Annotated in this window: 6 protein-coding genes; all 6 read right to left on the reverse strand. The window is 41.9% G+C overall.

Annotation, left to right across the window (positions count from 1 at the left end):
* Positions 1-40: 40 nt before the first annotated feature.
* A complete protein-coding gene (locus ACFGVR_RS15880; RefSeq protein ID WP_448698296.1) occupies positions 41-4,234 on the reverse strand; it encodes a hybrid sensor histidine kinase/response regulator transcription factor in 4,194 nt (1,397 codons plus the stop codon).
* A 189-nt stretch (positions 4,235-4,423) separates the two neighbouring features.
* On the reverse strand, positions 4,424-5,686 hold the full coding sequence (locus tag ACFGVR_RS15885; protein WP_448698297.1) for a vanadium-dependent haloperoxidase: 1,263 nt from the start codon (positions 5,684-5,686) through the stop codon (positions 4,424-4,426).
* Between the two features lie 101 nt (positions 5,687-5,787).
* On the reverse strand, positions 5,788-7,998 hold the full coding sequence (locus ACFGVR_RS15890) for an FG-GAP-like repeat-containing protein (protein WP_448698298.1): 2,211 nt from the start codon (positions 7,996-7,998) through the stop codon (positions 5,788-5,790).
* Positions 7,999-8,005: 7 nt separating this feature from the next.
* The gene (locus ACFGVR_RS15895) at positions 8,006-11,587 is read right to left on the reverse strand and encodes a VCBS repeat-containing protein (protein WP_448698299.1); all 3,582 of its coding nucleotides are present in this window, start codon (positions 11,585-11,587) and stop codon (positions 8,006-8,008) included.
* Positions 11,588-11,716: 129 nt separating this feature from the next.
* Positions 11,717-13,255 (reverse strand): RagB/SusD family nutrient uptake outer membrane protein, encoded by a 1,539-nt coding sequence (locus tag ACFGVR_RS15900; protein ID WP_448698300.1) that lies wholly within the window; start codon positions 13,253-13,255, stop codon positions 11,717-11,719.
* Between the two features lie 24 nt (positions 13,256-13,279).
* Positions 13,280-16,468 (reverse strand): SusC/RagA family TonB-linked outer membrane protein, encoded by a 3,189-nt coding sequence (locus ACFGVR_RS15905; protein ID WP_448698301.1) that lies wholly within the window; start codon positions 16,466-16,468, stop codon positions 13,280-13,282.
* Positions 16,469-16,698 lie beyond the last annotated feature (230 nt).

Here is a 16,698-nt window from a genome sequence, read left to right on the forward strand (position 1 = left end):
TCAAAAAAACACCTGACTTGATATTTTGATGCAGGGAGAATTATTTATCATCCAAATACTCATATGTTTGTTTAAACAATGATCGATAGTCGGTGGGCAGCTGGTTGAACTCTCGTTTAAATGATTTCGCGAAATATTTAGGGTTATTGAAACCTACCTCATAAGCTACTTCGGCGATATTGAGATGGGTGGTCTCCAAAAGCTGCGCAGCTTTTTTTAGCCTACATAGCTTGATAAATTCAACGGGTGTGCGTTCTGTCATCAACAATGTTTTTCTATAAAGGGTTACCCTGCTCATTGCCATTTCTGAACTTAATTCTTCTACAGAAAAATCAGGGTTATCAATATTTTTATCAATTAGCCTGATCATGTCAACAATGAACTTGTCCTCATGTTTAGTATCTGAACTGCCGACCGTTTCCAGATCGATCTGTTTTTGATAGGTTTTTTTTAAGGTAAGTTGTTGATCAAGCAGGTTTTTTATTTTTGATGATAAGATCTCGAAATTAAATGGCTTGGTCAAATAATCGCTGGCACCTGTTTCCAATCCCCGCAACTGTTCATTTTGCCCGGTTATGGCAGTCAACAAAATAACCGGAATGTGTTTGGTCCTGCTATCATTCTTTATTTTATGGCACAGGTCAATACCGTTCATTTCGGGCATGGTGATATCACTAACTATTAAAGAGGGGTGATCAGCTAATACCTTTTGCCAGCCGTCTACACCATTTACAGCCTCCACAACTCTGTAGTGCTCCTTTAAATTGTCTTTCAAATAAAATCTAAAATCTTCGGTGTCGTCTATCAATAAGATCAAAGGCTTTTTAAGATGATTTTGTTGTTCTTTTCCAGCCACTTTATTTTTTTTGGCAGCTCTGACGACACCTGCATTTGAGCCATTTGCATGGTGACCAATATAAATATTTTTACCAGTGTCCGGTAAAGCAAGATCGGGATCAACTGGTAACAGGACAATGAAAGTACTTCCTTTATCGGCCTCACTTTCAACACTTATAGTTCCATGGTGCAAACTGACAAACTCTTTGGTGATAGCCAGGCCAATACCGCTGCCCTGGTTTACCATAGAGCCAGGCATATCATTTTGGAAAAACCGATCGAAGATCTTATCCAATTTGGCGGCTGGTATACCGATCCCATTATCTGTAACTTCGATCTTGAGTATCTTGTTTATTTCGGAATTATCTTTGAATGATAACTTGACCTCTATTTCGCCACCCTCGTGGGTAAACTTAAAAGCATTTGATAGCAGGTTAAATAATATACGCTCGATCTTGTCCTGATCAAAACTGGTGGTTAACGACTCTATCTGGGTATTAAAGCGTAGGGCTATCTTTTTACTTTCGGCTATGTCAGAAAACGAATAAACGGCTTCTTCTATGGATCTCACAATATCTGCCTTTTTATCGCATAATTTAAGCTCATGAACTTCCATTTTCCTAAAATCAAGCAATTGGTTCACCAGGTTAAGCAAACGTCTTCCGTTCCGGCTGATCATCTGTAGGTGTTTCTTTGTTTCCTCGTTGTTATTTAGTGTTAATAGCTTGTCAACGGGGGCCAATATCAATGATAGGGGTGTGCGGAACTCATGACTGATATTGGTAAAAAATTTGATCTTCATCAGATCCAGCTCGTGCATCTGGTTCACTTCCTGGCGTTCCTGTTGTGCAGCAAAATCGGCCTTTAACTTCTTAATACCACGATGCCTTATCAAAAAGAGAATGCCAAATGCCATTAATACATAAAGCGCGTAAGCCCACGTAGTACGCCATATAGGAGGCAGAACCGTAATTTTAAGAGCGAGCGGTTGTTCTGTCCATCTCCCGTCGTCACCGGCAGCCCGAAGTTTAAATGTATAAGTACCGGGGTCAAGGTTGGTGTAGCTTGCTTTTCTGATCCCATGATCAGCAACGATCCAATTTTTGTCAAACCCATCAAGCAGATATGCATGCTTAATTTTATCGGTATTAAAAAAATTAACTGCCGCAAACTCCACAGAAAATGCGTTCTCATTATAACGGAGGGTTAGTTCATTGGTTTCAGTTATCGAATGATCAAGGATGATGTGCCCATCCACCTGTTGGCCAGCGCGTATACTTTTATTGAACAGCTGAAAATCAGTAAGCACTAATACAGGTTTTTCTGTCGTTGTTTTAATATTATCGGGGTTAAACAAATTAAACCCATTGCTACCACCGAAAATTAATTCGCCACTCCGGGTGGCCAGGGCTGCGTCCTCATTAAATTCTTTTCCTTGAAGTCCATCGGCTTGTTCATAATTTTTAAATGCGAAATTATAACCACCAGTACGGTTGCGGCTAATGATCAAATTTGAAAGTCCGTTGAGTGTACTCATCCATAAATTATGGTTTTTATCTTCAACGATGGTAAGAACTGCGTTATCGGGCAGCCCGTCAGCTTGCTGAAAATTTTTGAATTTGCCAACTTTGGGGTCAAACATGCTTAAGCCTTCATTAGTAGCCGCCCAGATCAGGTTACGACTGTCCATCATCAGGTTTGAAACATTATCATTGCACAGGCTCTCCTTGTCAGCTTCGTCGTGTTTGTAATAAATAAACTTCTCTGAACCGTTGAGCAAAACCGCCAATCCGCCGTAAGTTGCTACCCATAAATTGCCTTTATTATCTTCAGCAAGGCCCGATATGTATGGATTTGGCACCGAATTAGGACGCCCGGCCGGGTAATGGATAAAATTTTGGTGCACCCGGTCAAAGAGGTTCAAACCCCCAGACAGCGTGCCAATCCACAAGCGCTTCTTTGAGTCTTCCAATATTTCCCAAACACTATTGTCAGATAAGCTTTTAGGGTCAGATTGAATATGTCTATAGTGTTTAAATGTCCGGCCGTCAAAACAATCCAACCCACCAAAATAAGTGCCTATCCAGAGGTTTTGTTCATGATCAAGGTAAATACTTGCGATCACGTTATTACATAAGCTATTAGGGTCTGCACTGTTATGTAAATATGTGGTAAATGTTCCTGCCTTTCTATCAAAGTAGATCAACCCGCCGCCGTTGCTCCCGATCCAAATATTGCCCTTTTTATCTTCAACGAACCGGTTGACGTCGTCATAGCTCAAACTGTTTTTTATAAGCGATTCATGCCTGAAAAAAGGAAACTTTATGATGTCGGGGTGATAATAGCTAATCCCTTTCTTAAAAGTACCCAGCCAAATGATGTTAGCATTATCTTTAAATAGTGATACGATGCAATCCTGGCTCAGGCTCCGGTTGTCATCGGGCCTGTTAAAAATGGTTTGTTTTACCTGGAACGTTTTTTTGTCGAGCAGATTGATACCACCATGGTCGGTCGCTATCCATATTAGCCCTTTATGGTCCTGGATGACATTAAAAACAATATCCGAAGTTATTTTTATGCTGCCGGTAGCATTGCCAAGGTGTTTAAAAATTGCTTTATCGGAAACAAAAAACACGCCATTCGCTCGAAACGGCGCATAAGCCCAAACATCACCTTGCTGATCGACCGATAAATGATACTCAATGGTCTCGTTGGGGTAAGCTTTATTTATCGCATATACCCGACTAACTATTTTATGTGTATTACGGTCTATTTTTTCAAGTACACCATCATTATAAACCACCCAGATATTGCCATTTCCATCTCCGGCAAGGTCGGTGCCGATGCCTGCATGAACCGAGGAGGTGTCAACTGATGAATGTTTGAGATGTACTACTTTATTTGTTGAGGGGGGATATGAATATACCCCGTTGTTATTGTGTAAAAACCAGAAATTGCCGTAACTATCTTTTGTTAACGCGATGATAAGAGAATCGGGGATGTTGTAGGGGCGCAGCGCCGCTTTGATCTGATGGTCAAAGGCGTCTGTTAACGGGTCATAAATATTAAAACCCTTTCGCGTTTTTATCCACAACTTATTTTGGGGACCGGTTGTAATGCTAATGATATAATCGTCGTTGATCGACGTTTTATTATTGATATCATGTTTAAAAACTTTGAACTTATAGCCATCATACCGGTTAAGCCCGGATTTGGTACCAAACCACATAAAACCTTTGGTGTCCTTGTAAATGCAGGTAACCCGATTATTTGACAGGCCATTGTCTATATTCAGATGTGAGAACTGGTATTGATCGCTTTGGGCGGATGCAAAATTGCAATGTAGCAGACACAACAAAATAAGTACACCAAAAATATTGTTCATATACTTTTTCATTGTTAAATAACTTTAATTTAAACAGCGGTCAGAACTGTAATAAACTTAAAAAAAAGACAGTAGCGGTGTTAATAGGTAATTAACCTTGCGCTTATGCGATCTATAATGGTAAGTAAATTTACAATTATTAAACTTAAAGACAAGTAAGTAACTGTTATACGGGCAAAGTGATCTATAGGGTGTAAATATCTATAGCTTTAATTTTTTTATAATGTATTCGGATACTTTTTTACCTTGATCTGCGCCCATATTTACGCTGTTAACATAATGGATACCTCCATAAAAGCGACTGATAGAAGCTTCGTTAGCTGCTTGTACGAATGAGGTAAACGGTCGCTGCATTCCTATATAACGCAGGTCGCTGGTATCCCGAAATGAAAAGTTATCGCCAAACAGGTGTGTCAACATTACTGCGGCCGCTCGTGTAATGGTGCTGTGGCCGCTGGGATATTCCGGAAATGGAGGCGTTTGCAGTATGGGCAGCCATGTAGCATCGATGTTCTCGTTAATTACAGTAACCGGACGAATATAGCTTGATGTGTATTTTTCCTGCCAGCAACTGATGAACGCGTCAAACATAGCGACAGACGTGAGGGCATAGGCTTGCGCCGTTTTAACAGCACTGGCATGTGTTTTTTTGCAGGCAATAGCCGTTATCCCGATCCAATGGCCGCCAGGTGTTATTTTTTTATTGGCGAACATCATGTGTCCGGAGTGCTGCATAACAAAGGGGTTATCATCCCAGTACCTGGCAATGGTTCGCTGTTCGTCAGTAAGGTGTTTGCTCTGTTCATATAAACGCAGATTCTGCTGAAAATATTCACTTTTTTTGTCATTGCTGAACGGCGGTGGCGGGGGAGGGGTAAACTGCGCAGACGAATCGAGTACCAGGGTTTTCATTGTTCCCCAGCAGTACTCAACCCCATCTAAATAGTCCGGTGGTGTAGGACGCCACTTACCGGGTTCGTTGCTACCTATAAACTTAGGTTTAGCCCGCGTTTGCGGATAGTTGTCAACTGCTGCCCGTTTTAAAATTACTTTCCCCACGCTTTCGCCAAAGGCAATAGAACGCGCATAAGTAGAATCGTCGAGCTGGGCTTTGAATGTGTTATAAATATTGTCCTCATACGTCTTTAAGGAGTCGACGGAAAAAGTAACTTTCCGGCTCACCGTAAAAAACGCTTTAGTGGCTGCAAGGGTGAAATTATATTTCTTGCCTTTTTGGGGCATAGGGGGCTTATCGAAGCCTTTCAGATCAGTAATTATTGATCCGTATGTTGTATCCTGAAAACGGATCGCTTCGTAAGATGCCAGCGATGCATAAGCATAAATTCTGCTGGCCACCGGTGGGGTAAATACATCATAAATAATTAGCTGGGTAAGTTTATCCTCGTTTTCATTAATGATCTCGCTATCAGCTGGTATAGAAATTTGACGGCTTCCGCAAGACATTAAAAAACATGCGATCAGGAGCCAAAAGGATTTGTTAGAATGAAGCATTTTGATAGGTTTTATTAGGTTTAATAAATTTACGTTGGTCAATTACTTAATGGTCAGTGCATATCGCCCATCCCAGGCATTTTTATAAAATCAAGCCTCGTTAATGTATACGAAGTTAATTTACTGGATCCTTCTTTAATTTTTATGTTTTTATCTTTTGCTATACCCGTAAAGTATTGTCGCTTTCCGGAAACGGGCCAGGTAACTTCAAGGCTGTCTACCTGAACGGCTTTACCTATGCCTATATGTTGCGATAAAGGGTTAGATCCAAAACTGCCACCTGAGTTTACTACCCGGAAAACGCTGCGCCTTATACCGTTTTCGTTAAATGTTAATTTAAGCTTGGCACCGATGGCTTGCTTATTTGATATCGTCCCTTCCAGCAAAATGTTTATCCAATGGTTGTCATTATTTTGGCCTGGGTTCATAAACAAAGCATTTTGATAAGCATCGCCCGGGTAAGCTCCGCCCATGTTTATAAAAATGTCTTCATTTCCGTCATTATTCAGATCAGCGAAAGCTATTCCATGGCCCTTTTGCAGGCTGCCAACGCGGGCCGGTGTGGTAATATCTGAAAACTTTTTCCCTCCATCATTTTTGTAGAGTTTATTAGGGATGAGTGACGAGAACAAGGGGTTGCCGGTACCAAAATAAATATCCAAAAATCCATCGTTATCAATATCGCCAAAATTTGCGCCCATAGCAAAGGTTACCTGGTCGAGCTGTACTTCTTGCGAAACATCTTTAAAAGTGCCGTTGTGCAGGTTGCGGTACAAGATATTTTTGCCGAAATTACCCTGATACCTGTTTAACGCATTGGCTCCGGCAATACGGGCAATTGTAGTATTATTACCGTATCCGCATATCAAAATATCCTGAAAACCGTCATTGTCGTAATCCCAGAACCATGTGGTGAACGTTCCATAGTTTTTCACGTTTAATTTTGCATCTGTGGTCACATCTTTAAACTTAACTGGCCCGTCTTTTTGGGTGATGTTCCTTAGTAATACATTATTCCCATTCATTGTAGAAATGAAAATGTCGGTCCGGCCGTCATTGTCATAATCTCCGGAAGTTACACCTTTTACAAAAAGTTTAATATCGGCCCCGGCAGATATGGCCGATTCTGTAAAGGTCCCGTTTTTGTTATTTATAAATAATTCGCATGCATTAACATCATCGGGTGTGCTTTCATTGCCTATAAACACATCAAGCCAGCCATCGTTATTAAAATCGGCCCAGGCTGCGGTCTGGGTAGGGTGAAAAGATAGCAATCCGCTTTGTTTGGTCACATCTGTAAATGTGCCATCGCCGTTATTTTTCAACAATGAGTTCGGCTCCTTCCCAAATTTGCCTTTCCATGCACCGCGCAACACAAAAATATCTTTGAGCCCATCGTTATTATAGTCGGTTTGCATGATATTTAAACCACCTGTAAATTGGCTCAGTCCGGCGGCCTTGGCTATATCCGTAAATGTTCCGTCCTTGTTGTTTTTGAAATAATGCATGGACTCTTTCAAACTGCTGCTGCTGGTAATAATATCGTCGTATCCGTCATTGTTAAAGTCGTCCACAATACAGCCACCCGCCATTTTCCTAATGGCCAGGCCCAGATCCATCGCCACGTCTGCAAATGGCTTTATATTGCTATTTGATCCGGTATCGGCCATCTTTATCAGGTATTGAGGTGGTACTTGTTGTGGATAGCCGCCAATGGTCATGTAAGCAATGTTAAGCAACCACAGTGCTTCGTGATCATTGGAATTATTTTTTAACAACTGCTGATACAAGGCGATGGCCCTTTTGGATCCATTTTGGTCGACGTGTATACCCGTACCCTGTATGGGTAAAATGCAAGCTTCGGCCGAATGATGGTTAATGCAATTGGTTCGCTCACCCAGGCGCATGCAAGCCAGAGCCAATGCTTTTGTAACCGCTTCCCGCTTTAAATAGTCAGCTACAAAAGTCTTGTTCAGGCTATCCAAAATGTTAACCGCCTTTTGCTCGTTTCCCAATTGTAACAGGGTGTATGCTTTGTCAATGTAAACCTGCAACAGATCTGTGCCCCGCGTGGCATTGTTGATAATTGAATCCTGATGTTTTAATACGGCTGCCGCTGAGTAAATGTTTAAGGCATTAGTTTCAAACAGGTCCTGATCATGCAGCAGTTTTACCATTTCCTGGTTACTGTTTTCCGTGTTTTTACAGGCGGAAAATAACAAGGCGATCGTTAACAGTACAATGTACGCTTTAAAGTTCGTCATAACGAGGCTATTTGGGTTTCACCTCATAATTGGTTCCATCGTTGCGGAGGATGGTGAGGCTCGATACATTTTTACCCACCTCTACAAATCTGGCCGACTGCGACAGGAAAGATGAGCCGTAATAAAATTCCTGTTTAGTTGATGTGCCATTAGCATAATGAACAATTGCGCTTAAATCTAAATAGCCGGGTACAATAAAACGTGATCTGTTTTTTAACTCAAACAATTTTAAAGCATCTTTATTTTGACTGGCTGCCAGCAAATAATTGCCCTCTTTGTTGTGAAGCTTTACCAACGCTTTGCCGTTACCTGGGATATAAATACCGCTTTCGAGTATTGATACAGGTTTAAAATTCCCTTTGCCATCGCCTTTAAGCATCAATCCGTTCAACGCGTCATAGCGGCCTATTGACACATCGGTACCATAGTCGTTTCCGTTGAAGATCACGTCAAGATTACCGTCATGGTCGTAGTCATCCACAGCCATACCATTAAGTGCCGAAACCTGTGCTTCTTTAGGTAAAGGGATCATGGTAAATTTTCCATTTCCTTCGTTGCGTAAGTAACATGATCGCTGTTCATTAACTTTTAATCGTAATGCACTTTTAAATTGAGCGGGTGTTAGCAGATCCTGTAAAGTAGCCTTGGCGTAAGATCTGTAATTTGTAAACTTTTTGCGAAGGCTTATCAGTTGTTTAACAGCGTCGTCTCTCACAAAAGCTGGATATTCCTTTTTTGAACCATCCTGATCAGGCAGGTACAATGAAGGGAAGGCGTCTATTCTGCCCCTATTATCAAAATCGCTGGCTGTTATATAGGCAGGATACTTATTGCTTACCTGATATAGCGTATTTAGCCCCACGTTGCCAACAATATAGTCCATGCGGCCTGTGTGCCTGAAATCGCCTGCTACAATGCTGTTCCACCAGCCACAATTATCAGACAAACCCGTTGACGCCGTTTCGTCAGTATATTTACCTTTATTATTTTTAAGAAATTTTATAGGCATCCATTCGCCTGCAAGTATCAGATCTGGCCAGCCGTCATTGTTATAATCGGTAAACAATGCATCACATACCAACCCTATATTTTTTAGTGCAGGCGCAACTTCATTTGTAACGTCGGTAAATTTTAGATGGCCCTTATAACTATCGTTCCGTAAAATGGTGCTTGATACCGGCTTCGGATATGCCCAGGGCTCAACCCGGCCTGAAATGAACAGATCCAGTTTACCATCTTTATTAAAATCGATAGCTCTTACACACAATTTACTGGTAAAATTTGCAGGTAAAGCGCCAACCGCCAGTTTGAAATTACCTCTACCATCATTCAGGTACAATCTATCTTGATAAGCCGGGCTTCCTGCTTTATTTTCGTATCCTCCACTTGATATGTACAGATCGGGCTTACCGTCTCCATCGGCATCAAACAATAGGATACCTTCGTCTTTTGTGTTTTCGTTTCCCAGTGAAGGGGTGGTTAACAGGTTTCGCTGTGAAAATTTACCATTGGCCTGCTGCAATAATATCTGCGCGGGATATTTTGAACATCCGCCGACAACAATATCGTCTAAGCCATTACCATCCACATCACCAACCGCCATCGCAGGCGAGTATTCGGAAAGCTTATGGGGCAATAATTTTTGAATGTTGAAATCAACAAAATCATCTTCCTGGTGCTTGTAATGAATGTTCGCTGTGTTTGTTATCTCTTTAAAAAGCCCGTTAGTATTTTTAAGAGGTTGGTTCCATGTGTAGGCATCGTGTGCATCCGAAATATTTACCGACAATCGCTGATCGGCCTTTACATCCACCAATATTTGTTTTTTGTTATTGTTCCAGCGGATAACCACAGAATCGATTTTTGTTATTTTTCCAAGGCCAAAATGGGCCATGTTTTGGATAGATGATAAATAGCCCCGATACGGGCTGTTCTCATAAACCTGGTGTTCCCCATTGTCATAATAAATGTCTGCCCAGACTCCTATTCCGTTTTTGTTGTTAGCATCTCCCACAAATTTGATCTGCAGGTAATGTGATGTGTTTTTATCTAAGGTTCGGGCCATGTTTTTGTAGATCAGGGCTTCGTCATTGATGTTGTTGATTATCAGATCTAAAGCACCATCGTTATTTAGGTCTGCATACGCGGCTCCGTTCGAAAAGGTCGGCCGTTCTAATCCCCAGTTTTGGGTATCATCACTGAAAGTAAGATCGCCGTTGTTTTTAAACCCGTAGTTATGAAGCTTTACCGTAGGCAACTGTTCCATTATTTTTTTCTTGGATGCAGTTGAGTAAGGGTTATCACGAAAAGTAATGAAATCATGGTCGGTCACATCTTTCGGATAGCCGTTAGTTACGATCAGATCCCGATAACTGTCATTATCAAGATCAGCTATCATCGGGGTCCAGCTCCAATCGGTTTGTGATACACCGCTTAAAAAGCCGATCTCGCTGAACGCGGGGTGTTTGATTGAATCATTTTGTCCCACACGTGGCCCTTGGTTCAACTGCAACGTATTGCGTACGTACTGGTACTGATACCCATAATGGTCGATCAGTTGAAACGACTGATAGCTGTTTGGCATCGACATCATTTTTTTGCGGTAGTTGTCCTCCGGCGACATGTCAAGTTCAAACACATCGGCAAGCCCATCATTGTTCATATCCTCAATATCCTGCCCCATTGCATTAAAAGAGGTGTGTTTAAAATACTCCTTCGATCTATCAGTAAAGGTACCGTCGTGGTTGTTGATGTATAATATATTGGCAGAAAGGAAATCATTGGTGACATAGATATCTTTCCAGCCGTCGCGGTTAATATCGACAATACTCGCCGCATGGCCATATCCTTCGATCAATATCCCGGCCTGCTTTGATACATCATGAAAAACGGGGTGCTTCAGGCGGGCATCCCAAACATTTTGATACAGATGGCCTGTGCTGGGACTGCTGCCATCTTTAATGATCGGTCTGAAATTATTTGCATAAAAGGCCCGGTCGGGTTCATTGACTGTCAGGTACATATCCAATCGCCCGTCATTGTCATAATCGAAAAAGCTGGCCATGGTAGAATGGGCATGTATATCCAATCCGTACTCGTGGGCCTCCTCTTTAAAATGCGGGATGCCGTCTTTATCGATGCCCGTATTGATATATAAAAGATTACGTCTGCTTAGTGAGTCTTTCAATAATGAGTTGCAAACATATAGGTCTAACAAGCCATCATTGTTGATGTCAATTACCGCAACTCCGCGCCCCCAACGCCCCATGCCATTTACGCCTGCTTTTTCGGTGATGTCTTCAAATTCAAAGTCGCCTCTATTCAAATAGAGTTTGTTCGATGTCATATTACCGGTAAAGTACAGATCTGGGAGACCATCATTGTTAAGATCTCCAACACCCACGCCACCGCCATTGTATATGTAGGCGTTATCCAGCGGATTGATAGAATCGTTTTCAGTAATTAAATTATTAAAATGAATGCCTGAATGAAACGGGGAAACTTGTTCGAACAAAGTATGTTTAGGGTGGCTGCATGAGCCTAAGGCCGATACAATTGCTGCCGATAAAAGAAGGTAAAATTGTTTCATACGGTTGAATAAGTGCATTGATCAAATAAACTGATATTTGCAAAGGGGCAGGTAAAAAATAGCCGAAGCTACTTTTTACCTGCCCGTAAATTATCTTTAAATATAACTTAGAATGTTATGATCCGGCTGTTATAATTTGGGATTATTGTCAATTTCAGATTGTGGTATAGGTAAAAATTCAAGCGCTGGAGTATAATATGAAAGCGGTTCGGTGGCGAAATAGCCTTTGCGCCTCCAGCGCAAAATGTCTATATTACGTACTTCTTCGCCAGCCATTTCGGCTGTTTTTTCATGGATGATCGCCTTAACAACATCTGCTTTGGTAGTTACAGGGAACTGAGTGGTAGGATATGGCGGCATCGCTACGCTTGGCCTTGCCCTTACCTGATTTAGATAACCTACGGCGTTGGCTGTATTGCCCAGTTCATTTTCACATTCGGCCAGCATTAACAGCACTTCCGCGTAACGCAGTATCCGCTGGTTATTGCTTCCCGGATGAAAACTGGCTGTAGGCCTGTCTTCTTTATAGATCAATTGAAATTTACGCCACCCTGTTTTTATTTTAACGCCATGCACGGTAGAAGAGTTACCATTTTGATCTGCATCAACCAAAGTTGTGGTATTATTGTCGAACGAGTCGCCTGTTTGATAAACTGAGAACGAATATCTTGGGTCCGTTTTGACCGCTCCGGTCAAAGTACTTTCATACTCGTTTAATACCCTGTCAGAAGGTATAAGGTTGCGCCAGCCTATCGGATTATACTCCTGGTTCCGTACCGTGGTTTGATCAGCGGCAGCTCCATCACCGGTGCCACTGCCCCAGTTAAAGTTATTGTCACCTTTGTCTGCATAGATCATTTCGAAAATGGATTCATTGTTAAATTCAGTTTCTTCTTCAAAATTGTCAAGATAACGCGAGGTGAGCGCATATCCATCGCTACCGGTAGTGGGTATTTTTAGCAAAGCAGCTTTAGCGCCGGCATAATCACCTGTTTGCATTAATACGCGGGCCAGCATAGCATTTGCCGCAGCGGCGGTTGCACGCCCCAGATCTATACCAGATTTGCCCGGTAATGCTGCAGCGGCCGCGGTAAGATCACTTACGGCCTGTGCAAAAACAGCTGACGCCGGCGATTTGGGATGATAGTCTGTTGGCGATGTAACCTGGGCAGTATAGATAGGCACACTTCCCCATTGGCTTGCCAGTTCGTAATACGCCCAGCCCCTTAAAAAAAGAGCTTCACCAACACACCTTTTCACGAGGGGGTTATTATCGGTAACATTTGCTGCATTATCGGTAACCGTACAAGCCCTGTGAATAACAACATATAATGAGTTCCACACTGAATTCATTACAGGGTTGGCCGGGTCAACTACACCGATGAGTATTTGGTTTCGCGGCGCTTCTAACTGGCTGCCGCCCGTGGCAACGTCATCACTACGCAGATCGTGTACAAAAAACCATTCGCGTCCCACCAGGTTGTAGCCGTGCCATGCAGAATATATGGCGTTGGTTGCCTCTACTAATTGAGACGATGTATTAAAATAACTTGTACTTGCTACAGAGTTAGGATTGGATTTGTCCAGATCACTCTTGTTACAGGATATGGTTATTATAATTGTAAGGAAAAGTGTTAGTAAACTAACATAAATTATCTTCTTTTTCATATTACTATATTTAATATCATATTATTAAAAACCCGCCTGTATACCAAACTGGAATGTTCTAGCAGTTGGATATTGGCCAAAGTCGACGCCGTTTGTTAGCGTACCGTTTTTTGTGCCAATTTCAGGGTCTAAACCTTTGTATCCGCTTATTGTTGCGAGGTTTTGCGCCGATGTATATAACCGTAATCTTTTAACACCAAATTTTTGGATACCGCTTGCCGTTGACGGCAATGTGTAACCAATAACCAGGCTTTTTAGCCTCAAATACGAACCGTTCTCGACCCAGCGTGAAGATAAGCGGCCGTTACGGTTAGGATCTGAATTTATGGCGCGCGGCATATCAGTGTTGGTGTTAGATGGTGTCCACGCGTTTAATACCTGTGTGCTGGCATTAAATAACCTTGGCATACCTTCCAATATGATACGTTCAGCATCCAAAACTTTATTTCCTTGTACTCCCTGAAAGAAGATGGAGGCATCAAACCCTTTATATGATGCGTTAGCGTTTAATGAATAAGTGAAATCGGGGAGGAAGCTGCCCAGATTTGTACGGTCATAGTTATCAATAACGCCATCCGGAACACCTTTAGGGCCGCTGATGTCTTTAAACTTTATGTCGCCAGGAGCAGCACCTGCCTGTTTAGCGCTGCTGGCTACCTGAGCCGCATTTTGAAAGATCCCATCGGTTACCCAACCGTAAAAATACTGTATTGATTGACCTGCAACTGTGTTGGTAAAAGCATCACCTCCGCCAAAGTCGGGATCGTTGCCTGATGGAATTGAAGCACTTTCGGTATTTAAGGACACAACCGTGTTGCGAACAAAACTTATTAAGCCGGTCAGTTCATATTTGAAATTTCCTGTTGATTTATGATAACCTAATTGAAACTCTAAACCGGTATTGCGCATGGCGCCGATATTTACCAATGATCCGGTTCCCAAAAAGCCAAAGCTTGTAGGAGTAGGCACATTCAAAATAAGATTATCGGTTTGTCGTCTATAATACTCGGCAACCAGGGTAAATTTATTATCCAGTACCCCCAGATCCAGCCCTACGTTAAATTGCTTGGTTTTTTCCCAACCTAAATTAGGGTTGGTCAAACCATTTGTAAATGAGCTGTTAGCGTTACCTGAGGCGCTCGCGTTTCCGATAGGATAATAAGCCTGGTTGATCTGCACCTGCGATAAATAAGGATAATTGCCTACTGAACTCGGGTTAATACCTGTGAGGCCATAGCCAGCCCTAAGCTTCAACTCTGATATAGTGTTGTTGTTTTCCAGAAAGGACTCTTTATTAATGTTCCAACCAACAGACACGGCAGGGAAACTGGCATACTTATTACCCGGCGCCCATACAGATAAGCCGTCACGTCGTATAGATGCGTTGAGGAGATATTTTCCTTTATAATCATAAGTAATACGGCCAAGTAACGATTGTAATAAATTATCTTCATTGGTGTTATTGGCGGATATGTTACCGGCGCCATTTAACGTAGTGACCAAATTGGTGTTTTGTGTACCCGACTCTGTTTGGTTAATGTAGTGTAAGGATTGTTGTTCATAAACCGCTAAAGCAGTTAAGTGATGACCGCCAAAGTACTTATCGAAGGTTAATTGTTGAGTTCCGATCCTGTTAAAATAAGTTTGCCGCTGGTAGGCAACAGCCGCGGAAGACGCACTAAGTGTACCACCATCATTATAAATTGGCGTGTAATTACTTGTGTAATTACTTATGTAATTTGCACCGAAGGTAGAGCGGAATCTTAAATAAGAGGTTATAGAGGCTTCCAGGTAGGCATTGCCAAAAATGTTGGTCGAATTTATTTGATTATTGCCTATCAGGGCCGCTTCAACCGGGTTAGTTGGGTCTGAACCATCAAAACTGCTGATCGGACCTTGAAAGCCTCCTGCCTTTGTAGGGTCGGAGATGGGTATATACGGTAACATACGTACCACATTTGTGATCAAAGTACGATTTCCCTGGGTAGCATCATAATGCTGGGTCGACGCCGCTATATAGACATTTTCACCAAACGTTAAAAACTTGCTGATGATATGGTCTGAATTAATACGATAATTTAAACGTTCAAAGCTTTGAGCCTGCGCTATTCCGTTCTGCTTAAAATATCCGATAGATGAATAGAACCTCGAAACATCATTGCCACCGCTAACGGATAAATTATTTGAGGTTATTAAGGCGTTCGTTTTAAAATATTCATGTTGCCAGTCGGTATTTGTTTGCGCATAGGTTAGAGGAGAGCCCGGGTAATTTGGCGCATTAAAATTAGCTGGTAAGAAGCGCGGAGGCAAACTTGGCCCATCAAGGGCTGTGGCATATTGAACATATTGGTTGGTATTAAGCAAGCTATAATAGTTAACGGGATTTTGAACGCCTGCGGATATATCCAAATTGACAGCTATTTTACCGTTTCTTGATCCTTTTTTTGTGGTAATTAAAATTACACCGTTAGTTGCCCTCGACCCGTAAATAGCAGCAGCGCTCGCATCCTTTAATACCTGTATGTTCTCCACATCTTTTGAGTCGAAGGCGTTTAAACCTCCGGCAAGCGGAAAGCCGTCAACAACATATAAGGGATCAGTTCCAAAGCTGATCGAACTAATACCCCTTATTGCTACCACCGGGGTTGTGCCGGGGCCACCATTATTGGTAACAGTTAAACCAGCAACCCTGCCCTGTAAAGCATTGTCAATACTGGATACCGACACTGCATTTAACGTTGTGGAGCTTACAGATGATATTGCACCCGTAACATTAGCGCGCCGTTGCGAACCATAGCCCACAACGATCACTTCGCTTAAAATGGTTTTCGCTTCTTTAAGATGAACAGTTATGTCTGTTCGGCCTTGCAAAGGCACCTCAACAGTTTCATAACCTAAATACCTGAATATCAGAATAGCATTCGGGTCGGCTACGGTTAATTTGAATTTTCCACTCAGATTGGTGGTTTGAGCTATTTTAGTTCCTTTTACTAAAACTGTTACGCCAGGTAATGGCGAACCTGCTTCGTCCGATATAGTACCCGTTACTGTTACGTCCAGATTTTTGATGATCATTGCCAACTTATGGTTCCCAGCCATATTTGTGACAGCCTCGTGATGCAGGCCATGAGCAAATACAGGGCCAAACACGCATAATAGCGGGATCACTGGCAGTCTGTAGATCTTGATTTTTTTAAGTAGATAGTACATCATAAGGATGGTTTTAATTTTAGGTGATTTATTATTGATTTTTAGGTTAGATTTAACTTAGGGAATAAAGGTTTACACCGCCATATTTGCTACGCTATCCATTAGATCATTTGACACACGTCAAAAAAAATCAGGCGCTTTAATTAATGCAACGGATTGCAGAACTATTAGTAAATCTGGTTAAAATTGGTTTATAAAATATGCCTGTTTATTTTTCTCAGGTAATATCTACG

This window comes from Mucilaginibacter aureus (genome assembly GCF_053514885.1).